A 24,446-nucleotide genomic window follows, 5' to 3' on the forward strand; every position below is an offset into this window, starting at 1 on the left:
GAGGGTTCAGCCGCTCGTGGCGAAGTGCCGGCGGATGTTCGCCAGCATCGCGGCATGCGCCCGCACCGCCTCGCGGACGGTCAGCGCGGCCAAGATCCATGGCGCTTCAATGTGCAGATTCTCCGAAATCCTTGTGCCGGAGTCGGTCTCGACAAATGAGATAATGCTGCGCAGTCGCACCGCCGGGAATTGCCGCGCCGTTGCAGTCACGTCGCCGGCCGTGGGCACCTGCACGCGTGCGGTGTATCGGGTTCGTAACGTCAACGGCCCCAGGACAATCCGGTCCGCGACGCGGTAAGTCTGCACATACCCGTTCGGGCCCTCGATGCGGGCGATGCTGTGCACCGAGACCACCAGCGGGTGGACCAGCGGCATGTTGTGCAGATCGACATAGAAGTCGCGAACCCTGGCTGGCGGTGCCGCGACGTCTTCGGTCAGCGTCCGCTCCGCGGTGCGACGCCGCCACGTCACTATGCGCACCGCGGTCGTTCGGGCGGTACCGCGGCCAGAAGCGTGCGGGTGTAGGCGTGCTGTGGCTCGGCGAAAATGTCGGCTGCAGAGCGGTATTCGACGATCTCGCCCTTGCGCATCACCGCGACCTGATGGCTCATCTGCCGCACCACCGCCAGATCATGCGCGATCAGCAGATACGTCAGGCCGAGATCGCGTTGCAACCCCAGGAGGAGCTCGAGCACCCGCGCCTGCACCGAGACGTCCAGCGAAGCGGTCGACTCGTCGAGGATCAGCAACTCCGGTTCGGCGGCCAGCGCGCGCGCGATACTGACCCGTTGACGCTGGCCGCCGGACAGCTGGTGGGGATAGCGCGTCGCGAATTCGCTTGGCAGCCCGACCATTTCCAGCAACTCGGCCACCCGCCTACGCCGATCTCGGCGGTTGCCGGCCAGCCGGTGCACCACCAGCGGCTCGACGATCGAGGACCCGACTCGCATACGCGGATCGAGCGACGAGTACGGATCCTGCAACACCAAGCCGATCTGCCGGCGCAGCGACTTGTCGCGGTTGCCGAATACGTTCACCTCGCCCAGCAGCGCGGTGCCGGCGTCTGGAGCAAGCAGCCCAGTCAGCGCCTCCGCCACGCTCGATTTGCCGGATCCGGACTCGCCTACCAGCGCAAGAGTGGTCCCTTGGCGAATCTCGAACGAGACATCTTTGACGCCACGCTCGCGCGCCGTCAGCCCCTGCACCCGCAGCAGCACTGGCACGTCGTCGGACGGCGCCGGCGGACCCTCGGCTTCGATGACAGGCCGCGCTTGTAACAACTCTCGGGTGTATGCATGCGCCGGATGGTCGAACACGTCCAGAATTGGTGCTTGTTCCACCGCCTCGCCGTGGCGCAGCACCGTGACATCGTCGGCGACCTGGCCGATCACACCGAAGTCGTGGCTGATCCACACCACCGCCGTGCCGAAGTCGAGCTGCAGGTTTCGCACCAGCTCGATGATCTGAGCCTGCGTCGTCACATCCAGCGACGTTGTCGGCTCGTCGGCGATCAGCAGCTCCGGATCGCACGCCAACGCGATCGCAATCATCACCCGCTGCCGCTGCCCCCCCGAAAGCTGATGCGGATAGCTCGACAGCCGCGCGGCGGGGTCGGGCAGTCCCACCGCCTCCAGCAACTCCAACGCTCGCCTCCGTGCCTGGCGTCGTGTCATATCACGGTGCGCCTCGAGGGATTCGGTGACCTGACGCTCCAGCGTCAACAGCGGGTTGAGCGACGTGCCGGGATCTTGGAACACGAAGCCGATCCGGCCGCCGTGGACACTGCGCAGAACCCTCGCCGACGCGCCGACCAGCTCGACCGGCGAATCCTTGTCGCCCTGCAGCACACTGGAGCCGTCGACAACCGCCCCCGGGGCGTCGAGCAGTCCGGTCGCGGCCAGCACGGTCATCGACTTGCCGGAGCCCGATTCGCCGACGATCCCCAGGGTCTGTTCGCGCGCGACGTCGAAGGAGATGCCGCGCACGATGTCGCGGCGGCCGATGCGCACGCGAAGATCACGCACGCTCAGCATTGACGTGCCTGCTGCCGGGGGTCGAGCGCGTCGCGAAGTCCGTCGCCGAACAGGTTGAACGCCAGCACGGTGACGAAGATCGCCACTCCGGGAAAAACACTCATCCACCACGCCCGGTGGATGAAACCCTGCGCATCGAAAAGCATGCGGCCCCAAGACGGTTGGGGTGGCTGAATGCCCAACCCGAGGAAGGACAGCGCCGCCTCGGACAGGATCGCGAACGCCAGCGACAGCGACGTCTGCACGATCAGCGGCCCGGCGATGTTCGGCACGACGTGCCGCCCGAGAATGTAGAGCCGCCCGGTGCCGATGGCGCGCGACACCGCCACGAACGGCTCCACGCGCACCGACAGCGTGCTCGCGCGCGCCACCCGGGCGAAGATCGGGGTGTACACGACACCGATGGCCAGGATCGTGGTCGTGGTGCCCGGTGCCAGCACTGCGACGATCGCAAGGGCAAGCAGCATCACCGGGAACGCGAACATCACGTCGACGACGCGCATCAGCACGGTGTCGGTCCAGCCGCCGGTATATCCGGACACCACCCCGACGGTGACGCCGACGACGAACGCGAAAGCGACTGCGGCCATGGCGATTTGCAGCGACGCCTGCGATGCCACCAGCACACGAGAGGCGATGTCGCGGCCCAGCTCGTCGGTGCCCAGCCAGTGCGCGCCGCTGGGTGGCTGCAGCGCGCTCGCCACGTCGACGTCGTTGACGCCGTACGGCGCGATCCACCGTGCGAACACAGCCGCCACGGCAATCCCGGCCAGCACGATCGCGCTCAGCCGCGTCATGACAGCCGGATCCTCGGGTCCACCACCGCATACAGCGCGTCGACCACCAGGTTGATGAGCAGAAACATCACGGCGATCAGCAGAACCGCACCCTGGATCACCGGATAGTCGCGGGCCGCCACGGCTTGATACACCAGCCGGCCGAGGCCCGGCCACGCGAACACGACCTCGACCACGATCACCCCGCCGAGGATCGTCGCGAGTTGGATACCGGTGATCGTCAACACCGGAACCAGCGCGTTGCGCAAGACGTGACGCAACGTCACGACCCGCGGCGGCAGGCCCTTCGACCAGGCGGTGCGCACGTAGCCCATCGACGCCACCTCCAGCACCGCCGAACGCACGTAGCGCGTCATGATCGCGGCGGCAACGATGCCCACCGTGACGCCGGGCAGGAGCACGTGGCGCAGCCAGGCCGCAGGGTTCGTGGTCAACGGCACGTACCCCGATGTCGGCAGCCAGCCCAGAGTGGCCGCGAACACTCCGATCAAAAGGAGTCCCATCCAGAAATCCGGTATCGACACACCGAACTGGCTGCACACCCGAATGAGCGCGTCCGACAACCGGCCTCGGTGCAAAGCCGCCCAGGTCCCTGCCGGAAGCGCCACGGCGAGCGCGATCGCGATGCCGACGACGGCAAGCGAGATCGTGGCGGGAAGGCGGTCCAGCAGCGTGATCGTCACCGGCTCACCATTGCGGAAGCTGACACCGAGATCGCCGGTGAGCGCCGAGCCCACGTACGAGAAGAACTGTTCGACGAGGGGGCGATCCAGGCCACTGGCCGAGCGCAGCGCGTCGTAAGCCTCCGGTGAGTAGCGAGTGCCGAGCGCGATGCGTACCGGATCACCGGGGACCAGATGCACCAGCGCGAAGACCACCACCAGCACGCCCAGAAGCACCACCAACGCGTGCGCGACCCTGCGCGCAAGGAACTTCAGCATCACGTCAGCCTTGCGGTGCGGAAGCGGATGGCCCCGTCGGGCCGGGTCTGATAGCCGGACAGGCGCGGGCTCCACGCTTGGATCACCGACGGGTTGTAGAGGTAGATGTAGCTGACCTCATCGGCGATGATGGTCGCCGCACGAGCGTAGATGTCTTTACGCGCATCCCGCTTGACCTCGATGCGGCCCTCGTCGAGCAGCCGGTCCACCTCCGCATCGGAGAATTTCTGGGCGTTGCTCTTTCCGCTGCTGTGATGTTGCGCGTAGTAGAAGTCGTCGGGATCGATGTTGCCGAGCCAGCCCATCATCAACATGTCGAAGTTGCCGTGGTTCTGCTCGTCGAGCCAGGTCGCGAAGTCGACGGTGCGGATCTTCACGTCGACGCCGAGTGGTTCCAGGTTGTCGGCGACGATCTGCGCCGCGGTGACGGTCTCCGGGTATTCGGTCGTGACCAGCATGTCGAGGCGGCGCCCGGCCAAAGACGTTGCGCCAAGCAGGGTTTCGGCCTTGCCGATGTCGCGGCTGTAGCGATGGTAGGGGGTGTACCACGGGCTGGTCTTGGGGATCGCCAGCTGGTTGGCCGTTGCGGTGCCGTAGCTGGTGGCTTGGACGATCGCATCGCGGTCGATCGCGTAGGCGATCGCCTGCCGCACGCGCACGTCGTTCCACGGCGCGCGAGCCTCGTTGAGCGCCAGATACCAGTAATCGGTGCTGGGCGTGACGCCGAGCCGGAGCGAATCGTCGGTGCGCAGCTCCTCGACCCGCTGCGCGGGAACCGAATCGGTCCAGTCGATTTCGCCGGCCTGCAGTGCCGACAATGCGGTGGAGGGTTCGGAGATGAAGCGGAATGTCACGCCCGACACCGCCGGAGCGCCGCCCCAGTAACGCGGGTTGGCTTTCAGTGTGATCGAGTCGCCGCTTTTGGCGCCGACGAACACGAACGGCCCCGTGCCGATGGGATGGGTTGCGATCTGGCCACTTTCGACGTTATGACGGGAGACGATCGCCATGCCCTTGAAGCCGCCGATGTTGGTCAGCAGATTGGGTGTGGGCTGTTTGACACCGATCCGCACGGTGGCCGGGTCGGGTGCCGCCACGCTGGTGACGGCGCTGAATTTGTATGCGTTGGAGAGCTTTTCGCTGATGATGCGGTTGAACGAGTAGACGACGTCATCGGCGGTCAGCGCGGTGCCGTCGTGGAACGTCACGCCTTTGCGCAAGTGGAACGTCCACGCCAGCTGATCGGGACTGACCTCCCACGATTCGGCGAGCGCCGGGCGCATCTCCAGGTTCTCGTCCGGTTCGACGAGCGTGTCGAAGACGTTTTCGAGCACTTCGAATGAGAAGTAGGCGCTGGTCTTCTGCGGGTCGAGTTGGTCGGGTTCACCGGCGATGGCAGCCACGAGATTTCCCGACGCCTGCTCACCGAGCTCCACCCGATGACCCGCCGAGCAGGCGGTGAGCCACAGCGCGACGAGCACGAACAGTGCCAGTGCGCGTCGACTCATCGCTTCACGGTATAAGCCATGGCATCTTTGGTCCCATGCTGACGGGCAAGCTGGCCGATCTGACCGGCCCGGGTATCACCGAACGGTGGGGTGTCACATGCACTGACCTGGGCGCGTCTGTCGTCGCGCCGAACGGAAAGCTGGTGTCGGTCTTCGGCGACACGTTCTCGGGCCGGCGCGTCGGCGAGGGCGATTGGCGCTCACCGGTAGTGCTGATCGGCAGCGGCGACGCGAACACTGAAATCGTCTACGAGCGTGCGGGCGGCCCCGATCCTGACTACGCCCACCAGCTCTGGCCGTATGTTCACGACGATGCCGGCAGCTTATGGATGCGCGGCGGAATCAGCACCGTGATCCCGTCGGACTTGTTGCGCGTCGAGGATTCGCTGTACCTGCATGCGATCGTCAATCACGGCTTCGGCACCGTGATGTGGACGGAGATCTGGCGCTCCGACGACAGTGGCGTCTCGTGGACCCACATGGGGGAGGACGCGAAGTTCCCGGGCGACTTGCACGGCGGGTATGCGCAGTGCTGGTCGTGGGACTACGACCCGACGGCCCAATGGGTTTACGTGGTGTCGACCGGGTTCCAGCGCGACAAGGGCATCATTCTGCGCCGCGTGCGGCCCGAGGACATCGGCGACCGGTCCGAATACGAGAGCTGGAGTTTCGCCGGCGGTCGATGGCGATGGGGTAGCGAGCCGACGCCGATCACGCCCGCCGGCGAGACGTGGGGAGAGCTGACGTTCCGGCGGATCGACGACGGCAGGTGGGTTTTGGGCGGGTTCCTGTCGTCGGGCTACTCGCTGGGCTACCGCGTGATCAGCTCACCGACCGCCGACATGCACACCACGCCGATTCAGCGCCCGATTGTCGGCGCGGGGTGGGCCGACGAGGACCACGGCGGCAACAAGGTTGCGCAACTCTACGGCGGTTACGTGCTGCCGGGCTCGCGGTTCGACGTGGTGGGCGGCTTCGGGCTGGTGGTGTCACAATGGCATACCGCATCCGGATGGCCTTATCGCGCAATGCAATTCAAGGCTTCAGTCAGTGACAGCACCCGTCGGCGTCCAGACGACGATCCGGTCAATCTGTGAATACCGGCGTTCGGGGTGGCAAACGCTGTGATACTAGCGTCGTGCGCATGACTCGAGTGCTGATCGCTGCCGTCACCGCAGTCGTCGCCGCCGTCGGTATGACCGTCGGTGTTGCCGGGCGCGCCTCAGCGCGACCGGTCGACGAGCCGATGTACGGCATCTACACCTACCACCAGGACGGCGCGCCCGATGAGACATGGACCATCTACGCGACCTGCGTGCAGGCCGGGTGTGTGCTGCACGTGTCGAGCATCGTCTCGCCCAGCTACGGGCCGGATAGCGACTATCCCGGATACGGCGGCGACGCGCGCAAGGTCAACGGCTTGTGGACGTGGCTTGTCACGAAAGACCGTGGGGTGCAGTGCCCGGACGGCACCTGGACGAAAGCGCAATACAGCTATGCCTGGGACCAGGCAACTCTGGCCGGCACGCTGACAGTTCTCACCCCGGATCAATGCGGGCTCAAGCCGGGGATGACGAAGAAGCCGTTCACGTTGGCGTACAAGGAACCGCTTCCGATTCCGATTATTCTCGATCCGCTGAATCAGATCGAGAACCTCTGGTAGCCGCCTAGCCGCGGGTCTTGTCGCGCAGCAGCGCGATGTCGTCCTTTCGGCCCTGGTCGGCGGTTTCGCAGATGACGGGCGCGTCGGCGGCCGTGACGACCGCGACCAGCAGCTCGACGTCGATCTCGCCCGTGCCGAGGTTGGCGTGCCGGTCGCGTCCGGAACCTTGCGGGTCCTTGGAGTCGTTGCAGTGCACCAGGTCGATGCGGCCGGTGATCGCCTTGATCCGCTCGACCGCGTCGACGAGCTCCTCGCCCGCCGCCCAGGCGTGGCAGGTGTCCAGGCAGAAGCCGATGTTCTGGTCGCCGATGTAGTCCCACAGCCGCGCGATGGTGTCGAATTGGCGGGCTATCGCGTGGTCACCGCCCGCGGTGTTCTCGAGGTAAACCGGCACCGTGGTCTCGAGCTGCTGCAGCGCTTTGCGCCACCGCTCGAAACCGGCCTGCAGGTCGTCGTCCTCGGCGGTCACGTGACCGCCGTGCACGATCACCGCGGCGGCGCCGATCTCGGCGGCCGCATCGCAGGTCTGCTGCAGGATCTTGCGCGACGGGATGCGCACCCGGTTGTTGGGCGAGGCTACGTTGATCAGATAGGGCGCGTGCACGTAAATGGGCAACGGCGATTCTCGCAGCCGGGCCGCGTCGGCGCGCGGCTTGGGCGCCTTCCAGCTCTGCGGATTGCCCAAGAAGATCTGCACTGCCTCAGCGCCTTCGGCGGCCGCGGCGGCCAGCGGGTCTTCTGGGCTGACGTGCGAACCGATGAGCACCCGCTTAGTCTAAGTCGGCCGGCCGACAGGTAACGGTCCGCGGGCAGAGCACGACAACTCGGTCGTGATGTCGCATCGATTGGGCAACGGACGGCCTGTCGATGCCTCGCCCGGTGGTTCTGCGCTATCTTCGCACCGGCAGCCACAGACGGAGGTCACGTGAAAAGACTGTTTGCCGTAGCCGCGGGCTCCGTCGCGCTGGTGTCCATCGGTGTGCTTGCGGCCGGCGAGGCCAGCAGCGACAACAACGGCGCGGCCGACGTCTCCGGGCAGACCTACGCCCAGGCCGTCAAGATCCTGAAGTCCATGGGCTACAAGCCGGTGTTTCAGGGATCGGTCGGCAGCGATGTGCCGCAGGCCCAGTGCATCGTGGAAAGCCAGAAGTTCATGGTGAACTCGCGGGTGGCGCTGATGCTGAACTGCACCAAAGCCGCACAACCGCCGCCAGGCGCGAACCAGGCGCCGGGCGTGCCGGGACCGCCGCATGTCGGCTCGAACGGGGTGACCACCGTGACGCCCACCCCGGTGGGGCCGCAGCCGGGAATGCCGATCCCCGGCTGATCGTCGAGGTCAGATCGCAGAATCGGGCGGTGTCCAGGCGACCGGAAGGTGCTTGATCCCGTGGATGAACGCTGACAGCAGCCGGGCGGGTTCTTCGGTCGCGACCAGGTCGGGAATTCGGCGGTGCACTTCGTCGAACGCGACCGTGATCTCGCGCCGGGCCAGGTTCGCGCCCAGACAGAAATGCGCGCCGCCACCGCCGAACCCCACGTGCGGATTCGGGTCCCTGCTGACGTCGAACAGCCAGGGGTTCGCGAACTTGGTTTCGTCGCGGTTGGCCGAGCAGTACCACATCGACACCTTGTCGCCGGCGGCCATCTCGACACCGCGCATCTCGACGTCGCTTTTGAGCGTGCGACGCATGTACACCACCGGCGACGACCACCGGACGATCTCCTCGACAGCCGAGTGCCGAAGCCCCTCGAAGTCGGCCCACCACTTGTCCCGCTCCTCCGGGTAGCGGGTCAGCGCCAGCAATCCGTGGCTGATCGCGTTGCGGGTGGTCTCGTTGCCCGCGATCGCCAGCAGCAGAAAGAACGACGCGACCTCGCTGGAGGTCAGCTTCTCCCCGTCGACCTCCGCCTGCACCAGGCTGGTGGTCAGATCCTCACCCGGATGGGCCCGCCGATCCTCGGCGAGCGCGGTGGCATACGCGCCGAAATCGATCGACGCCTTGATGAAGTCTTCGAGGTCGCCGGCGATGTCGGGGTCGCCGAAGCCCAGGATCACGTTGGTCCAACCGAAGACGGTGTTCTCGTCCTCGTCGGGGATGCCCATCATGTCGCAGATCACCTGCAGCGGCAGCGGACCCGCCAGTTCGGCGACCGCCTCACCCTTTCCGTCGGGGTGCTTGGCGATCATGGCGTCGACGAGTCCGCGCGCGCGGTCGCGCACCGAATCCTCCATGCGGGCCACCACCCGGGGCGTGAACGCCCGGCTGACGATGTTGCGCAGCCGTTGGTGACGCGGATCGTCCATGACGATCATCGACCCGAAGTACTCAGCCAACTCGGGGATGTTGTCGCCGATCGTGATCGACGGCACCGAGCTGAAGATCTGCGGGTGGCGGCTGGCGTAATGGACGTCGTCGTACAACGCCAGCGCCCAGTGGCCGGCACCGGCGTCGTAGCCAGTTGCGTGCTCGTTGTCCTGCGCTACCTCCCAGAACGAGATCGGCTTCTCGCGGCGCAGAGTGGCGAACGCGCCGTCGCGGAAGTCGTCGTCCTGCCCCCAGAAATCCCACGTTCCGAGGTCTATCTCCGACAGCGGCACCTCTGGTGGGGCGACACCGTTCACCTTTGTTGCGATGCCCATAACGCACAGTAGCCCCGGCGCCTAGGGTGAGGCGGTGATTAAGCGGATCGTGGTGTGGGGCACCGGCTTCGTCGGCAAGATGGTGATCCCGGAGATCGTCAGGCACCCGTTGTTCGAGCTCGTCGGCGTCGGGGTGAGCAACCCGGCCAAGGTGGGCCGCGACGCCGGCGAGATCTGTGGACTTGCCGACCCGATCGGCATCACGGCCACCGACGACCTCGACGCGCTGATCGAGCTTCGCCCTGATGCGCTGGTGCATTACGGGCCGACCGCCGCGCACGCCGACGACAACATCCGGCTGATGTCTCGGTTCCTGCGCGCCGGCATCGACGTGTGCTCCACTGCGATGACGCCATGGGTGTGGCCGACGATGCACCTGAACCCGCCGGAGTGGATCCTGCCCATCACCGAGGCGTGCGAACTCGGCGAGGCGTCCTGTTTCACCACCGGGATCGATCCCGGCTTCGCCAACGACCTGTTCCCGATGACGTTGATGGGCCTGTGCAGCGAGGTGCGCCGGGTACGCGCCTCCGAACTGCTGGACTACACCAACTACGAGGGCGATTACGAGAACGAGATGGGCATCGGCAAGCCGCCGGAATTCACGCCGATGCTCGAGCATCGCGACGTTCTCGTGTTCGCCTGGGGCGCCACGGTGCCGATGATCGCCCACGCAGCGGGCATCATGCTCGACGAGATCACCACCACGTGGGAGAAGTGGGTGACGCCCACCGAACGCACCACCGCCAAGGGCGTGATCAAACCCGGAAACGTTGCTGCGGTGCGCTTCACGATCAACGGCATCTACCGAGGCGAGACCCGCATCCAGCTCGAGCACGTCAATCGGATCGGCCACGACGCCGCTCCCGAATGGCCTTCGGGCACGCAGGACGACGTCTACCGCGTCGACATCGAGGGAACTCCAAGCATCTTCCAAGAGACGGCTTTTCGCTTCACCGACGGATCGGGCCGCGACGCCGCCGCGGCCGGATGTCTGGCCACTGGCATGCGTGCTCTGAACGCCGTGCCAGCCGTCAACGACCTGCCGCCCGGGTGGGTCACCACGCTCGATTTGCCTTTGATACCGGGGGCGGGGACGATTCGCTGAGTAACTGATCGGCCGGTGCCGGCGATGTCATCTAGCAGAGGCACTCGTTTCGTTCGGGCTAGGAGCACATGACAGACGCGGTAGGGCTGTCGGTCGGCGCGACGCAATTTGCTGGCGTACAGCAGGGACGCGCCGCGGTGACGCGGCAGTCGGTACTCACGCTCTGCCGCGGTCGCGTGCCCGAGATCGGCGTGCCAGGGGAGAATCCGCACCTTCCGGCGCCCGGCCTGGTGGTAAGCGGGTTCGTCGACCGGGTCGGTGACCCCGTCGGCATCGTGGCTTCGGACGGCTCGGTGCACCGGGGCGAGATCCTGGTCGCCGACGCGCTTCGCGCGATGCTGTACGCGGTGACCGATGGTCGCCCGAGCAGCTCGGTCGCCGTGGCGTACCCGGCGCATTGGCGCGAGGCGGCGGTCGACGCATTGCGCAGCGCACTGGCCCGCACGCCGCAGTGGCGGCGCAACGACCGGCCTGTCGAGGCGGTCTCCGATGCCGCGGCGGCGGTCTGCGCGCTGCAGTCCGTTCGCGGCCTTCCAGGTCATGGAGTGATCGCGCTGTGCGACTTCGGCGGCACGGGCACCAGCGTCACGCTGATCGACGCGCCGCACGGCTACACGCCGCTGGGTCCCACGCTTCGGCACACCGACTTCTCCGGAGAGCTGATCGACCAGGCGCTGCTGACACATGTGGTTGCCGACCTGTCGGCAGCCGCGACCGTCGACGCCGGCGGCACCTCGGCGCTGGGGCCGTTGCATCGGTTGCGGGCACAATGCCGAGGCGCCAAGGAGCGGCTGTCAGCCAGCACGGTGACGGCGATGACCGTGCAACTGCCGGGCTTCTCCGGAGACGTCCGGCTGACGCGCGCCGAACTCGAGGAACAGATCCGGGCGCCGCTTGCCGAACTTCTCGTCGTGGTGGCCGAGATGCTCGACCACGCCGGGGTTCACCCGAGCGATCTGACGGCCATCGCGTCGGTCGGTGGCGGCGCGCGCATCCCGCTCGTCACCGCGATGCTGTCCGAGCGGTTCCGCGTCCCTGTCCTCACGATGCCTCGCCCCGAGCTCGCCGCGGCCACCGGCGCCGCGCTGCGCGCCGCGTGGGGGCCGGCTGACGACTGGGCGACGGCTGTCGTTCCAGCTGTTTCGGCGGCTGCTCCGGCCGTGTTCGCCGACGCCGACGCGCAATCGAGCACATTCCGCGCGCTCGCGTGGTCGGAGGCGCATGACATCCCGCCGATCGTGCGGCCGGTCGAGCCGGATCCCGAGCCGGTCGCGGCGGCGACCGGCATGTCCAGCGCGCGGCCGCAGCTGTTATTCGACGCGACCGCGGACGCATCGGCGCCAACCAAGGCGCCACGGTACCGGCGTCGCTCCACGGTGCTGGCCGTCGCGGCTTCGGTGTTGCTGCTGCTCGGCGCCAGCGCGTTCGTGGCATTCGGCCGCGATACCGCGCCCGCGTCGAGCACGTCGCCGCCTGCTCCGTCGAGCACCGCCGCGCCGAGTGCGGCAGCGGCTGCCCCACAAGGCGCTGCCCCGGCGCCACAGTCGCAGGATCCGCCGCCGCGCACGGTGTACGCCGTTCCTGCACCGGCGACCCAGTACCAGGCCCCAGCAACGCAGTATCAGGCGCCGGCGACGCAGTATCAGGCGCCGGTCGCCGCGCCGAACGCAGCCCCGCCGCCGGCGGCGTCCGAGCCGCCCCCCGCCGAGGCACCGGCTGAAGCACCTCCTGCGCCGGCCTCCGAGCCGAGTCCCCAGGCGCCTCCGCCGACGAACACGCTGCCGCCGATCACGTTCAAACTTCCGCCGATCCCGGGCCTGCCCGACACAGTCACCGTTCCGCGCTAGCTGGTCAGCGGGGCCAGCTGCTCTTCAACAGCGACATCTTGGCGAGCGGAATCCGAACCCGCTTCGGGTCGGCGGCGATGCGCTCCCGCAGACCGGCCTGCAACCGCTCGGTGACTTGTCCGGCGCGCGAGCTGTCGTCGAGGGCGGTGAGCAATGTCGGGAACACCGAGGCCTTGACGAAGGCCGTCCAGTTCGTCGCGAAAGAGGTTGCGCTGTGGTCTTTTTCGAACTTGGTCCAGTACTGGTCCTCGGCGTCGAACACCTCCACGTGCTCCAGCGTCAGGCCGGCGAAGCGGTTCTTCGGCGCGAACGGCGCCGTCAGCTCCGCCTCACTGCGGCCGACCGACGGGATAGCCATCCGCCGCACTTCGTCGCTGCTGACCACACCCTCAGCCGTCATGTCGGTCAGCTCAGCCGCGAGTGCTTCGAGCAGCGGCTGGTAGCCGGCGTCGCCGTCGTCGGCCGCCATGGTCAGCACCACCACCCGGCCACCGGGCACCAGTTCGCGGCTTCGGGCGGTCAGGAAGGCGATCCAGTCGTCGGCCGCTTGTCTGGCGTAGGCCGTCCTGGCCCCCGCGTCGCAACTCAACTCGACGTGGATGTGGTCGGGAATCCCGGCCGGCACGCGGCTGAGCCAGTGCACGGCCCACGAGCTCCAGCCCAGCGTTACCGTGCTGGTGGGCGCCACCTGCTCGTACACCGAACGGCCGATCGCCGATGCGAACGTCGCCGGGTCGTCACGCAGATAGGTCTGCGGATCGGAGGCCAGCGTCTCGAACAGTCCCGTGTAGTCGTTTTCGGCAAGGTCGGCGTGGAAGACGACGATCGCGCGGCCCGCCTCGGCGCGGGTGCGAAGGATCGATATCGCCGCCCCGATCGGCAGCAACGAATTGTGTCCTGCGCTGGCGCCATAGTCGGCGATCACGATCGTGTTCGGAGTTTGCGGCAGCTCGACGTCTCGGGCCGCCCGTTGCAGCAGTTCGACCGCGGGCAGCGACACAGGCTGTACCCGCGAGCTGCCTCGGAACATGCCGCCGGCCTCCAATGGCGCCGGGCGGACGAGGCGGCCGCCTGTCATCAGTGTCCCCGGGCCACCCATTCGTCGTAATGCACCAGCTCTCCAGCGATCGTCGTGGTGTCGCCGTGCCCGGTGTAGACGACGGTGTCGCCGGGCAACTTGCCAAGCTTCTCCGAGATCGACGCGAGGATCGTCGGGAAGTCGGAGTAGGAGCGACCCGTCGCGCCCGGACCGCCCTGGAAAAGCGTGTCACCGCTGAACACCGCACTCAATTCGGGTGCGTGCAGGCACGTCGAGCCGGGAGAGTGGCCAGGAGTGTGGATCGCGCGCAACTCGGTGCCGCCGACGGTCAGGACGGTGCCGTCCTCGAAGGGCCGAAAAGGCTTGTCCGGATGAGTCATTCGCCACAGCACCTCGTCGGCAGGATGCAAGAGCACCGGCGCGTCGAGCGCTTCACCGAGCTGAGGTGCGACGGTCACGTGGTCGTTGTGGCCATGCGTGCACAGCACCGCCACCACGTTGCGGCCGCCGACCGCGTCGATGATGGGCGCCGCGTCATGGGCGGCGTCGATCACCACGACGTCGTCGCCATCGCCGACGAGCCAGATGTTGTTGTCGACTTCCCAACTGCCGCCGTCGAGTTCGAAGGTGCCGTGGGTGACCACGCGGTCGATGCCGGTCACAAAATCACCACCGAGCGCAGCACCTCACCGTGGTGCATCTTCTCGAATGCCGCCTCGACGTCGCCGATGCCGATGCGTTCGGTGACGAACTTGTCCAGCGGCAGTCTGCCCTGCAGGTAAAGGCTTGTGAGCGTGGGGAAGTCGCGCTCGGGCAGACAGTCGCCATACCACGACGACTTCAAAGACCCGCCACGCGAGAAGAAGTCCAGCAGCGGCATGTCGATGCGCATGTCCGGGGTCGGCACGCCGACCAGCACCACGGTGCCGGCCAGGTCACGCGCGTAGAACGCCTGCCTCCAGGTTTCCGGACGGCCCACCGCGTCGATCACCACGTCGGAGCCGAAGCCGTCGGTGAGCTCCTGGATGGCTTCGACGACGTCGGTGTCGCGCGCGTTGATGGTGTCGGTGGCACCGAACTCCTTGGCCCACTGGAGCTTTCGGTCATCGGTGTCCACGGCGATGATCTTGCGCGCACCGACCAGCCGGGCACCGGCGATCGCCGCGTCGCCCACGCCGCCGCAGCCGATCACCGTAACCGTGTCGTCGCGGTTGACATTGCCGGTGTTGATGGCCGCGCCGAGCCCCGCCATGACGCCGCAGCCGAGCAGCCCCGCCACGGCGGGATCTGCGGCCGGGTCGACCTTGGTGCACTGGCCCTCGTGCACCAGCGTCTTGTCGACGAACGCGCCGATGCCCAACGCCGGCGTCAGCTCCGTGCCGTCGGTCAGGGTCATCTTCTGCGCGGCATTGTGAGTGGTGAAGCACAGGTGGGGCCGACCGCGCTTGCAGGCCCGGCACTGGCCGCACACGGCGCGCCAGTTCAGGATCACGAAGTCGCCGGGCGTGACGTGGGTGACTCCCTCGCCGACGGCCTCGACGGTGCCGGCGGCTTCGTGGCCGAGCAGGAACGGGAATTCGTCGTTGATGCCGCCTTCGCGGTAGGTCAGGTCGGTGTGGCACACCCCGCACGCCGCGACGTCGACGATCACCTCGCCGGGGCCGGGGTCGGGCACCACGACGTCGACGACTTCGACCGGTTCGCCCTTCTTCCGCGAAATCACGCCGCGCACGGTTTGAGTCATGAGCGCAAACCTACTAAAGCTTGCGCTCAGAGCTTTCCGACGGTTTCGGCGATCGCCTCGTCCAGGCCGCCGGATCCGTAGCCGAGCGCGGTGCGATATGGCGCCGGATCGAAATAGAAGCCGCGGGTCAGGGCCAGCGCGAAGTCGGGCAGATGCAATCCGCCCTCGCGTCGTTGCAGCGTGTGCCACATGTGCAGCGGGAAGAGGCCGCTGCGCACCAACGTATCCGGTACCACGCGGGCTTCCCGCGGCCGGCCGAGCACCGCCGCGATGCGCTCCAGTAGTTGGCTCCAGGACAGGTTTTCGTCGCCGACGAGCGCGGGACCGTGAAAGCGACGCTCGAGGGCTCCGACGATCGCGTCGGCGACGTGCTTGATCGCGACCGCGTTGGTGCCGCCGTTCGCGCTGAGCAACGGCAGCGGCGAGCGAGCGTATTTCACCAGTGGCCCCCAGAGTGGCTCGCGGCCGGGAATCGTCCCGAACAGGTAGGGAATTTCGAGCGCCGTCAACGCCATATCGTCACCCGCCGCCGCGAGAGCGGCTTCCTCTTGCTCGCGGCGCACCCGAATGTAGGGGTGGTGTCGAGCCAGTTCCAGATCCGGCCAGATTCTGTCGAAATACGCGAAGTAGGAACTGCACACCAGCGCTCGGTCAGCACCGGCCTCCTTGGCCAGCCGCACAACTCGCACCGTCGGCTCCACGTTGGCTTGGCGGAAGAATTCGTACGCCGGCCGCGGCGGCACCACGCGGTCGTCCTTGCCGAGTGCGAACACCACCGCGTCGCAGCCGGCGAACGCCGGACGCAGTTCCTCGTCGCTGCAGGCGTCCAGGTCAGCCAACTTGACCTCGACACCGTCGGGCAGCAGCCCCTCGGCCGGCATGTCGAGGGCAAGCACCGAGACCGTGTGGCCGCGTTCGCAGAGTCGCCGTACGGCGTGATAGCCGATGAGGCCCGTACCGCCCAGAACAAGCACACGCAGTCCGCTGTCGGACATTCGGATCGGCCTCCTCGTATGCAGCCTTTGGCGGCAAGCGCTGACGTAGGTTTCACACCGTGAGCACAGTCGAAACCACAGAAGAGTTCGCCGCACGCACGATGGGTGCGATCGACAGCGCGAGTCTGGCCCTCCTGCTATCCATCGGCCACCAAACCGGACTGCTGGACACGATGGCCGAACTTGGCCCGTCGACGAGTTCGAAAATTGCCGACGCCGCCGGGCTCAACGAGCGGTATGTGCGGGAATGGTTGGGCGGCATGACCACCGGACGGGTGGTGGACTACGAGCCGAACGCCGGGACCTACGTTCTGCCGCCCGAGCGCGCAGCAGTGCTCACCCGTCGCGCCGGTCCGGACAACCTTGCGCGGGTCGCGCAGTTCATCCCCCTGCTCGGTGAGGTGGAGCAGAAAATCATCGGCTGCTTCCGAGCCGGGGGTGGGCTGCCGTACACCGAATATCCGCGGTTTCACTCGGTGATGGCCGAGCAGAGCGGCGAGGTGTTCGACGCCGCACTGGTCGACGTGATCCTGCCGCTGGCCGAAGGCCTGCCCCAGCGCCTGCAAGCCGGTGCCGACGTGGCCGACTTCGGTTGCGGCAGTGGACATGCCGTGAATGTCATGGGCCGGGCGTTTGCCGCGAGCCGATTCACCGGCATCGATTTCTCCGAAGAAAGCCTGGCCGTCGGTGCCGACGAAGCGCGCCGACTGGGCCTGAGCAATGTGGCATTCGAGCGGCACGACGTGGCCGACATGAACGTCGTCGAGGCCTACGACGTCGTCACCGCGTTCGACGCGATCCACGACCAGGCGCATCCGGATCGCGTCCTGGCCAACATCTATCAGGCGTTACGTCCCGGCGGCGTTTTCCTGATGGTCGACGTCAAGGCGTCCAGCCGGCTCGAAGACAACGTGGATGTGCCACTGGCCACGTATCTCTACACCGTGTCGACCATGCACTGCATGAGTGTGTCGTTGGCATTCGACGGCGCCGGGCTCGGCACGGCGTGGGGCCGCCAGCTTGCGTTGTCGATGCTTGCCGACGCGGGCTTCGAAGACGTGGTGGTGCAGGAAGTCGAAACCGATCCGATCAACTACTACTACGTGGCCGCCAAAGGCGGCTGACCGCCGCCACTAAGCTGCAACAAATGTCAGCTCTCGACGCAATCGCGGACTGGCCCGTCGACCACGCGGCCGCGGCCGTCGTCGATCCCTCCGGCGTGCTGGCCGAATTCGGCGACCAGGATCACGAGTTCGCGCTGGCTTCGGTGACCAAGCCGTTGGTGGCGCGCGCGGTACATATTGCGGTGGAGGAGGGTGTACTGGATCTGGACACCGCGGCGGGGCCCCCCGGTTCGACGGTGCGCCACCTGCTGGCCCACGCGTCCGGCTTGTCGATGCGCTCTGACGAGCGGATCAATGAGCCGGGGCAGCGCCGGGTCTACTCCAACTACGGCTTCCAGGTGTTGGCCGAAGCGGTGCAGGACAAGTCGGGCATCGAGTTCGGCCGTTACCTGCACGACGCGGTGTTCGAGCCGTTGGCCATGGACCACAGCCGGCTCGACGGAGGCGCCGAGGCGGCCGGCTACGGCTGCACCTCGACCGCGGCCGACTTGGCGCGGTTCGCCGGTGACCTGCTGCGGCCGGTGCTCGTGGCCGCCGAGACCCACGAGCAGGCAACCACCGTGCAGTTTCCCGGTCTCGACGGCGTCTTGCCCGGATTCGGTGTGCAGCGGCCCAACGACTGGGGCCTGGGTTTCGAGATCAGGGACGACAAGTCGCCGCACTGGACCGGCTCGTCGAACTCGCCGCGCACCTATGGACACTTCGGTCAGACCGGCACGTTCCTATGGGTCGATCCGGCGGCTGACCTCGCGCTGGTGGTGCTCACCGACCGTGGCTTCGACGACTGGGCGCGCTCGCGCTGGCCGGAGCTGTCCGACGTGGTGCTGGCCGAGTTTGGTAACGGCTAGCGCGGCACACTAGCGCAACAGGTGTCACACAAGGCACAATAAGCACGCACGACTCAAGCTCACCGGTTACACCAGGTCGTTGGGGAAGACGTCCCTCGTGGAGCCGAAGGAGCTGAGCATGCGTGCGTCGAACCAGTTCGCCGACGCGACGACGGGCGTGGTGTACATCCACGCCTCACCCGCGGCGGTGTGCCCGCACGTCGAGTGGGCGTTGTCGTCGACCCTGGAATCCCGCGCGAACCTGAAGTGGACGCCTCAGCCGGCGATGCCGGGGCAGCTTCGCGCGGTGACGAATTGGGTGGGGCCGGTGGGCACCGGCGCTCGGCTGGCGCATGCGCTGCGGGCGTGGCCGGTGCTGCGGTTCGAGGTCACCGAGGATCCCAGCCCCGGCGTGGACGGTCAGCGGTTCAGCCACACGCCGCAGCTGGGCATGTGGAGCGGGGCGATGAGCGCCAATGGCGACATCATCGTCGGCGAGATGCGGCTGCGCGCACTGATGGCCGCCGGCGCCGACACACTGCTGGCCGAGCTCGACTCTGTGCTGGGCACCGCGTGGGACGAGGCGCTCGAGCCCTACCGCGACGGCGGCCACGGCGCCGAAGTCAGTTGGCTCTCCCGCGGCGTGGGGTAGGCCGGTTCGCCGAGCGTGAGCGCACTGCGAAATTCGCGACTGTTCTTCGCAACCAGCTCACGTTCGCTCGGGTTGCGGCACACAGATCTTCAGCGCGCCGCTGACCGCTGACACTTCTACCGGAAGCGGCATCGCGAAGTCGCCGTCGGCGTAGGCGTTGATCTCCGGGCACTCGACGGTGACCGTGGAGGCCCGATCGGTGGTCACGTCATCGAGGTGGATGTGCGTGCCCTTGAAGACCGTCGGGAACAGCCGGACCAGCTTCGCGCGCGACGCCGTATGCACCATCGTGATGTCGAGCAGGCCGTCGGCGGGATCGGCGTTGGGACAGATCCGCATTCCGCCGCCGTAGCTCTTCGTGTTGCCGAACGCGGCGAGCGTCAGGTCCGCGACGATCTCTCGCTCGCCGTCGAGCACGAGCCGAAACGGCAACAGCCGCAGCTTCGAAAGCTCTGCAACCATCGCGAGGTTGTAGCGCATCCGTCCGTGCGGCCAGCGCATTCGGTTGGTCCGGTCGCTCACCAGCGAATCGAACCCGGCGGCCATCACGGTGCCGAACCATTTCTCCGTACCGTCGCGGCCACGGATCAGCCCGAGGTCGACGGTGTCCACCCACCCGTCGGCCACCACATCCGCGGCAGCTTCGGGATTCTTTGTGGGAAGGCGGTATTCGCGGGCGTGGTCGTTGCCCGTTCCGGCCGGGATGATGCCGAGCGGAATGTCGCGGCGTGCCAAGGCTTGCAGCGCAAGCGAGATCACGCCGTCGCCGCCGACGATCACCAGCGCGTCGGTTCCAGCCGTCAACGCTTCGTCGATGAGCCGACGGGCGTGGGTGGCATCCCGCCCCACGATCCCGACCACGTCGACACCGCGCTTCTGCAGGTGTGCCACCGCCCGTTCGGCCGCGTGCGGCGCATTGCCGTGCCCCGACGCGGGATTGGTCAGCAGCGTGACGCGGCTGATCTCGCGCTGCGTCATGAGGGCGGAATCAGCTTGCCCGGGTTGAGGATTCCGGTCGGGTCAAGGGTTGCCTTGACGGCCCGCAACACCTCGACGCCGAGGTCGCCGATCTCGTCGCGCATCCACGGCCGATGGTCAGCCCCGACCGCGTGGTGGTGGGTGATCGTCGCCCCGGCGGCCACCATTGCGTCGGTCGCGGCTGCCTTCGCCGCACGCCACTGTTCGATCGGATCGCCGCGCTGGCCGGCCACCACCGTGAAGTACAGCGACGCCCCGGTGGGGTAGACGTGCGAGATGTGGCACAGCACAAGGGCCGGCGTACCAGATGCGTCCAGCGATGAGGTAAGTGCCTGTGTCACACCCTCTTTCACGTTTCCGATGTTCGACCATGTGGTTGCTGTCTCGAGCGTCTCGCACAGGGCGCCGGCCGCCAACAGCGAGTCGCGAAGGTACGGTGCGCTGAATCGGCCGTGTTCCCAGGCTCGTGCGGGCGCTTCACCCAAGGACGTCGCGCCGTGCTCCAACAGCACCGCGCGGGTTTCCGCGTGGCGGCTTTCGGCATGTGCGGCGGTGCCCTCGAACAGGGTGATGGCAAGGCAGCCCCCGGTGATGGTCGCTTCGCCGATGCTGTCGGTGGTCGCGAGGTTGACGCCCGTCTCGGCTTCGTCCGACAGCCGGATGACGGTCGGGCCGGTGCCGATCTGCGTGACGGCGCGCAAAGCCTCTGTGCCGGCGGCGAAGTCGGGGAACGACCACGCTTCGTAGCGAGTGCACTCGGGTATGCGATGCACCCGAACCCGTACCCGGGTGATCACCCCGAACACGCCTTCCGAGCCGATCAGCAGATGCCGCAGATCCGGTCCCGCCGCCGACTCGGGTGCGCGCCCGACGTCGAGTGTCCCGGCTGGCGTGACTGCGCGGACGCCGCGGACCATGTCGTTGAATCGGCCGTAGCCGGCCGAGTCTTGCCCCGACGAGCGGGTGGCTGCGAAGCCGCCGATCGTCGCGAACTCGAAGCTCTGCGGATAGTGCCCCAGCGAAAATCCGCGCTCACTGAGCAGGCGCTCGGCGTCTGGTCCGGTCAATCCAGCACCCAGTACCGCCTCGCCGGACACCTCGTCGAGCGAGTGCAACGCGTTGAGCCGACGCAGATCGAGCGCGATCACCGCGCCGAATCCGTTCCGCAGCGGGTCGAGCCCGCCGACTACACTGGTGCCGCCACCGAACGGGACGACGGCGATGCGCTGTTCCGAGCAGTGCCGCAGGATCGAGGCGATCTGGTCCTCGTCGCCCGGCAGCACCACCGCGTCGGGAGCATCCTGTTCGAACTGCTTGCGCCGCAACAGATCCAGAGTCGACTTTCCTCCCGCGTGCAGCAGGCGCGCACGGTTGTCGACGAGGACGAACTCCGGTCCGACGATTGCAGTCAATGCGTGGTGGTCGGCGGGGGTCAATGCAGACGACGGCAGCCGCACATCGTCGATATCGGGCCCGGCGATCTGGGCGTCACTTACCCCGAGTGCCCGCTCGAGCAGCGAGCGGATCCCGTCGGACAGCGGCTTGGCCGCTGCTGGGTCGCCCCAGGCATTCCACGTCATCGGCGGCAGCAGGCCCGGGTTGGTTGGCATGCGTTACAGTATTACAGATGCTGTCAACCAGTAACGGCCAGGACATCGGGGAGCGCATCCTCGATGCCGCCGCCAGCTGCGTCAGCGCATACGGCATCGACCGCGTCACGCTGGCCGAGATCGCCCGCCGTGCCGGCGTCAGCCGACCGACCGTGTACCGGCGCTGGAGCGACACCCGGCAGATCCTCGCGGCACTGCTGACCTCGCGAGTCGTCGGCGTGTGGCGCGACGTGCCCTCGCACGGGCACGGCAGGCAAGCGCTGGTGCGGCGGATCGTCGCGGTGGCCGACCGATTGCGCCGCGACGAGCTGATCATGTCGGTGCTGCACAGCGACCCGGCATTGGCGATGGTGTACATCACCGAACGACTGGGCACCAGCCAGCAGGTGCTGATCGACGCGGCCGCGGCGGAAATCGAAGCGGCACAACGCGACGGCAGCGTCCGAGCGGGCGATCCGCGAAAGCTCGCGGCGATGGTCTTGTTGATCACCCAGTCGACGATCCAGTCGGCCCAGATTGTCGCGCCGATTCTCGACGAGCGGGAGCTGGCCCGTGAGTTGACCCACTCATTGAACGGATACCTGTCCTGATGGTCCATCCCGCCGCGCTCAATGCGGCCCGCCGTGCCGCCGATCTGGCCGCGTTGGCCGACGGCGCGCCGGTCGACGTCGTCGTGATCGGTGGCGGCATCACCGGAACCGGCGTGGCACTCGACGCGGCCGCCCGCGGCCTGCGCACGGTGCTCGTCGAAAAACATGACCTGGCGTTCGGCACCAGCCGGTGGAGCAGCAAGCTCGTCCACGGCGGCCTGAGGTACCTGGCGAGCGGCAATGTCGGGATCGCGCGGCGCAGCGCCGTCGAACGCGGAATTCTCATGACGCGCAACGCTCCTCATCTCGTCCGCGCGATGCCGCAGCTGGTCCCACTGCTGCCGTCGATGAGCCGCGCCAACCGCGCGTTGGTGCGTACCGGATTTTTCGCCGGTGATGCGTTGCGCCGGCTGGCAGGCACCCCGGCGTCGACGCTACCGCGGTCCCGTCGGGTCGACGCCCGCCGCGCCGTGGAGCTGGTGCCGGCGGTACGACGTGACGGCCTGGACGGTGGACTGCTGGCCTACGACGGACAACTCGTCGACGACGCGCGGCTGGTGGTGGCCGTCGCCCGCACCGCCGCACAACACGGCGCGCGCATCCTCACCTACGTCGCCGCGTCAGACGTCAGCGGGGATTGCGTGCGGCTCACCGACCAACAGACAGGGGAGTCGCTCGTCGTGACCGCACGCGCGGTGATCAACGCGACCGGTGTGTGGGCCGGCGACGTCGACAGGTCGATCAAGTTGCGGCCCAGCCGCGGAACCCATTTGGTGTTCGACGCCGCGGCATTCGGCAATCCCGTTGCGGCACTGACTATCCCGATACCCGGCGAGATCAACCGCTTCGTGTTCGCGATGCCCGAGCAGCTGGGCCGCGTGTATCTCGGGCTGACCGACGAGGACGCGCCGGGGCCGATTCCCGACGTGCCGCATCCCAGTTCGGATGAGATCGCGTTTTTGCTCGACACCGTCAACACCGCCCTTCGAGCCGGCCTGGGCCGTGACGACGTGATTGGTACGTACGCCGGACTGCGGCCGTTGGTCGACACCGGACAGGGCCGCACCGCTGACATCTCCCGCGACCACGCGATCATCGAGTCCGATTCAGGAGTGTTCAGCGTCATCGGCGGCAAGCTCACGGAGTATCGGCACATGGCCGAAGACGTTCTTGACCGTGCGGTACAAACGCGTGGCTTGGCCGCCGGGCCCTGCCGCACGCGCAATCTGCCGCTCGTCGGCGCCGTCGGTGCGGTGGCTCCCGGTCTGCCGGCGTCACTAGTTGCCCGCTTCGGCGCTGAAGCACCGGACGTCATCGCATCGGCCACCTGCGAGCGGCCGCAAGAACCTGTCGCCGACGGAATCGACGTCACACGAGCCGAATTCGAATACGCGGTCACCCACGAGGGAGCGATGACCGTCGACGACATCCTCGATCGGCGCACTCGCATCGGGCTGGTGCAGACCGACCGCGAGCGCGTGGCTGCGATCGCCGAGAAATTCCTCTGAGTAAAATGCTGCCTGGATAGGCTAGGCCGTCCGCTCGGTGACCATTCTGAGGATTTGCTCAATCTGCTCGCCAACGACATAGCCGAACCGCCACTCGTTATTGCCTTGTCGAAGAAGCTTCCAGGCAAATGAGGGAGGCATGTCATGCGGTGCCACATGAGTGTTGTGGTCATTATTGAGGTTGGTGAGTGAAATTCCCAGCCACAGTCCATTCACTGGGCCGGATTTGAAGGGCCATACACTAATTATCGGCCCTTTTCCCAAGGTAAGAAAGACTGAGTTCACCGCAGCATACGTCACAGAGTAGCCATGCCGGCGGGCGACAGACTCGTAGCTATCCATGAGAGCTTCAATTTTACGTTCGGCGGCAATTAGCGACCATTTCGCTTTGTTAGCAGGAGGACTCGTGGTTCCCCTCGCCGGCAAAACGCTCAGCTTGATACGTTTGTCCTTCAAGAAGTCCAGGTAGTCTTTCACGACTGCATGGGCTGTTGATTGTCGCTCCAGAAGTTCCACCATCTCAGATAAGGTGAAAACCGCAATAGACTGACCTGCTGGCGATGGAGAGCTTCGAAGTGTGTCGTCAAAAGTGAAGACCGCGGCTCTGATTGGCCCAGCCACCCACCGCTGCAGACGCTCGCGATAGTCCGTCACCTGAGCCAAGACGCCGGGGTCTCGCCGCACCTTGTTTTCGATTATGTAGTGAAGACTTCCATTTTCCGGGAGGCGATAGGTGGCCAGGATATCTATCCTTTTTCGGCCATCGGAAATTTCCTCTGCAGATTCAGAGGTGGGCCGAGACCCCGGGTCATCCGGGCTTCTTTCCAACTCGATCATGCTC

Annotated in this window: 24 protein-coding genes; 10 read left to right on the top strand and 14 right to left on the bottom strand. The window is 66.9% G+C overall.

Annotated elements, in window-relative coordinates; genetic code table 11:
- Window positions 1–6: 6 nt before the first annotated feature.
- The 5 genes from AC5Y4C_RS16905 to AC5Y4C_RS16925 are packed head-to-tail and all read right to left on the bottom strand — an operon-like array spanning window position 7 to window position 5,279.
- On the bottom strand, window positions 7–471 hold the full coding sequence (locus tag AC5Y4C_RS16905) for an SRPBCC family protein (protein ID WP_499912030.1): 465 nt from the start codon (window positions 469–471) through the stop codon (window positions 7–9).
- Window positions 471–2,033, bottom strand: coding sequence for a dipeptide ABC transporter ATP-binding protein (locus AC5Y4C_RS16910; protein ID WP_499912033.1), 1,563 nt, complete (start codon window positions 2,031–2,033; stop codon window positions 471–473). The genes AC5Y4C_RS16905 and AC5Y4C_RS16910 overlap by 1 nt, the downstream gene beginning before the upstream one ends.
- Window positions 2,027–2,830, bottom strand: coding sequence for an ABC transporter permease (locus tag AC5Y4C_RS16915; RefSeq protein WP_499912036.1), 804 nt, complete (start codon window positions 2,828–2,830; stop codon window positions 2,027–2,029). The genes AC5Y4C_RS16910 and AC5Y4C_RS16915 overlap by 7 nt, the downstream gene beginning before the upstream one ends.
- Window positions 2,827–3,771, bottom strand: coding sequence for an ABC transporter permease (locus tag AC5Y4C_RS16920; RefSeq protein ID WP_499963869.1), 945 nt, complete (start codon window positions 3,769–3,771; stop codon window positions 2,827–2,829). The genes AC5Y4C_RS16915 and AC5Y4C_RS16920 overlap by 4 nt, the downstream gene beginning before the upstream one ends.
- On the bottom strand, window positions 3,771–5,279 hold the full coding sequence (locus tag AC5Y4C_RS16925; RefSeq protein WP_499963871.1) for an ABC transporter substrate-binding protein: 1,509 nt from the start codon (window positions 5,277–5,279) through the stop codon (window positions 3,771–3,773). The genes AC5Y4C_RS16920 and AC5Y4C_RS16925 overlap by 1 nt, the downstream gene beginning before the upstream one ends.
- 35 nt (window positions 5,280–5,314) lie before the next feature.
- Between AC5Y4C_RS16925 and AC5Y4C_RS16930 the strand changes: the two genes are divergently transcribed.
- Window positions 5,315–6,376: a glycoside hydrolase family 183 protein gene (locus AC5Y4C_RS16930; RefSeq protein ID WP_499963873.1), complete on the top strand. Its 1,062-nt coding sequence runs from the start codon at window positions 5,315–5,317 to the stop codon at window positions 6,374–6,376.
- Between the two features lie 47 nt (window positions 6,377–6,423).
- On the top strand, window positions 6,424–6,942 hold the full coding sequence (locus AC5Y4C_RS16935; RefSeq protein WP_499963874.1) for a hypothetical protein: 519 nt from the start codon (window positions 6,424–6,426) through the stop codon (window positions 6,940–6,942).
- A gap of 4 nt (window positions 6,943–6,946) precedes the next feature.
- Here the strand turns inward: AC5Y4C_RS16935 and AC5Y4C_RS16940 are convergent, their stop codons facing one another.
- Window positions 6,947–7,708, bottom strand: coding sequence for a deoxyribonuclease IV (locus tag AC5Y4C_RS16940; protein ID WP_499912045.1), 762 nt, complete (start codon window positions 7,706–7,708; stop codon window positions 6,947–6,949).
- A 159-nt stretch (window positions 7,709–7,867) separates the two neighbouring features.
- On the opposite strand from AC5Y4C_RS16940, the gene AC5Y4C_RS16945 reads away from it, so the two are divergent.
- Window positions 7,868–8,269, top strand: coding sequence for a hypothetical protein (locus AC5Y4C_RS16945; protein WP_499912047.1), 402 nt, complete (start codon window positions 7,868–7,870; stop codon window positions 8,267–8,269).
- 9 nt (window positions 8,270–8,278) lie between these two features.
- On the opposite strand, the gene AC5Y4C_RS16950 is transcribed toward AC5Y4C_RS16945, so the two are convergent.
- The gene (locus AC5Y4C_RS16950) at window positions 8,279–9,583 is read right to left on the bottom strand and encodes a cytochrome P450 (RefSeq protein ID WP_499912049.1); all 1,305 of its coding nucleotides are present in this window, start codon (window positions 9,581–9,583) and stop codon (window positions 8,279–8,281) included.
- A gap of 34 nt (window positions 9,584–9,617) precedes the next feature.
- Between AC5Y4C_RS16950 and AC5Y4C_RS16955 the strand changes: the two genes are divergently transcribed.
- Complete coding sequence (locus tag AC5Y4C_RS16955) at window positions 9,618–10,691, top strand: NAD(P)H-dependent amine dehydrogenase family protein (RefSeq protein WP_499963876.1); 1,074 nt, start codon at window positions 9,618–9,620, stop codon at window positions 10,689–10,691.
- A gap of 68 nt (window positions 10,692–10,759) precedes the next feature.
- Window positions 10,760–12,538, top strand: a complete 1,779-nt coding sequence (locus tag AC5Y4C_RS16960) for an Hsp70 family protein (RefSeq protein WP_499963878.1) — start codon at window positions 10,760–10,762, stop codon at window positions 12,536–12,538.
- A gap of 4 nt (window positions 12,539–12,542) precedes the next feature.
- Here the strand turns inward: AC5Y4C_RS16960 and AC5Y4C_RS16965 are convergent, their stop codons facing one another.
- The 4 genes from AC5Y4C_RS16965 to AC5Y4C_RS16980 are packed head-to-tail and all read right to left on the bottom strand — an operon-like array spanning window position 12,543 to window position 16,316.
- Window positions 12,543–13,616, bottom strand: coding sequence for a class I SAM-dependent methyltransferase (locus AC5Y4C_RS16965; RefSeq protein ID WP_499963879.1), 1,074 nt, complete (start codon window positions 13,614–13,616; stop codon window positions 12,543–12,545).
- Window positions 13,616–14,239, bottom strand: a complete 624-nt coding sequence (locus AC5Y4C_RS16970; protein ID WP_499912054.1) for an MBL fold metallo-hydrolase — start codon at window positions 14,237–14,239, stop codon at window positions 13,616–13,618. Before AC5Y4C_RS16970 ends, AC5Y4C_RS16965 begins: the two co-directional genes overlap by 1 nt.
- Window positions 14,236–15,321 carry an S-(hydroxymethyl)mycothiol dehydrogenase gene (locus tag AC5Y4C_RS16975; RefSeq protein ID WP_499912056.1) on the bottom strand — a complete coding sequence of 362 codons (1,086 nt, stop codon included), beginning with the start codon at window positions 15,319–15,321 and terminating at the stop codon, window positions 14,236–14,238. Before AC5Y4C_RS16975 ends, AC5Y4C_RS16970 begins: the two co-directional genes overlap by 4 nt.
- 26 nt (window positions 15,322–15,347) lie before the next feature.
- Window positions 15,348–16,316 (bottom strand): NAD-dependent epimerase/dehydratase family protein, encoded by a 969-nt coding sequence (locus AC5Y4C_RS16980; protein ID WP_499963881.1) that lies wholly within the window; start codon window positions 16,314–16,316, stop codon window positions 15,348–15,350.
- Between the two features lie 101 nt (window positions 16,317–16,417).
- Here AC5Y4C_RS16980 and AC5Y4C_RS16985 point away from each other — a divergent pair, with 101 nt between their 5' ends.
- The 3 genes from AC5Y4C_RS16985 to AC5Y4C_RS16995 all read left to right on the top strand — a co-directional run bounded on the left by AC5Y4C_RS16985 (window position 16,418) and on the right by AC5Y4C_RS16995 (window position 18,919).
- Entirely contained in the window at window positions 16,418–17,440 is a 1,023-nt protein-coding gene (locus AC5Y4C_RS16985) for a class I SAM-dependent methyltransferase (RefSeq protein ID WP_499963972.1), read from the top strand.
- 23 nt (window positions 17,441–17,463) lie between these two features.
- Window positions 17,464–18,288 carry a serine hydrolase domain-containing protein gene (locus AC5Y4C_RS16990; RefSeq protein ID WP_499912059.1) on the top strand — a complete coding sequence of 275 codons (825 nt, stop codon included), beginning with the start codon at window positions 17,464–17,466 and terminating at the stop codon, window positions 18,286–18,288.
- 118 nt (window positions 18,289–18,406) lie between these two features.
- Entirely contained in the window at window positions 18,407–18,919 is a 513-nt protein-coding gene (locus tag AC5Y4C_RS16995) for a DUF3145 domain-containing protein (RefSeq protein ID WP_499912061.1), read from the top strand.
- Window positions 18,920–18,976: 57 nt separating this feature from the next.
- On the opposite strand, the gene AC5Y4C_RS17000 is transcribed toward AC5Y4C_RS16995, so the two are convergent.
- Window positions 18,977–19,897 (bottom strand): diacylglycerol kinase, encoded by a 921-nt coding sequence (locus AC5Y4C_RS17000; protein WP_499912064.1) that lies wholly within the window; start codon window positions 19,895–19,897, stop codon window positions 18,977–18,979.
- Window positions 19,894–21,477, bottom strand: a complete 1,584-nt coding sequence (locus AC5Y4C_RS17005; protein ID WP_499912144.1) for an FAD-binding oxidoreductase — start codon at window positions 21,475–21,477, stop codon at window positions 19,894–19,896. Before AC5Y4C_RS17005 ends, AC5Y4C_RS17000 begins: the two co-directional genes overlap by 4 nt.
- 47 nt (window positions 21,478–21,524) lie before the next feature.
- Here AC5Y4C_RS17005 and AC5Y4C_RS17010 point away from each other — a divergent pair, with 47 nt between their 5' ends.
- Together AC5Y4C_RS17010 and AC5Y4C_RS17015 are read left to right on the top strand one after the other, a co-directional pair.
- Window positions 21,525–22,097, top strand: a complete 573-nt coding sequence (locus AC5Y4C_RS17010; protein ID WP_499912066.1) for a TetR/AcrR family transcriptional regulator — start codon at window positions 21,525–21,527, stop codon at window positions 22,095–22,097.
- Window positions 22,097–23,605 carry a glycerol-3-phosphate dehydrogenase/oxidase gene (locus AC5Y4C_RS17015; RefSeq protein WP_499963883.1) on the top strand — a complete coding sequence of 503 codons (1,509 nt, stop codon included), beginning with the start codon at window positions 22,097–22,099 and terminating at the stop codon, window positions 23,603–23,605. Before AC5Y4C_RS17010 ends, AC5Y4C_RS17015 begins: the two co-directional genes overlap by 1 nt.
- 21 nt (window positions 23,606–23,626) lie before the next feature.
- On the opposite strand, the gene AC5Y4C_RS17020 is transcribed toward AC5Y4C_RS17015, so the two are convergent.
- On the bottom strand, window positions 23,627–24,442 hold the full coding sequence (locus tag AC5Y4C_RS17020; RefSeq protein ID WP_499912073.1) for a PDDEXK-like family protein: 816 nt from the start codon (window positions 24,440–24,442) through the stop codon (window positions 23,627–23,629).
- Window positions 24,443–24,446: the final 4 nt, after the last annotated feature.

The sequence above is a fragment of the Mycobacterium sp. NGS35 genome (assembly GCF_059812855.1).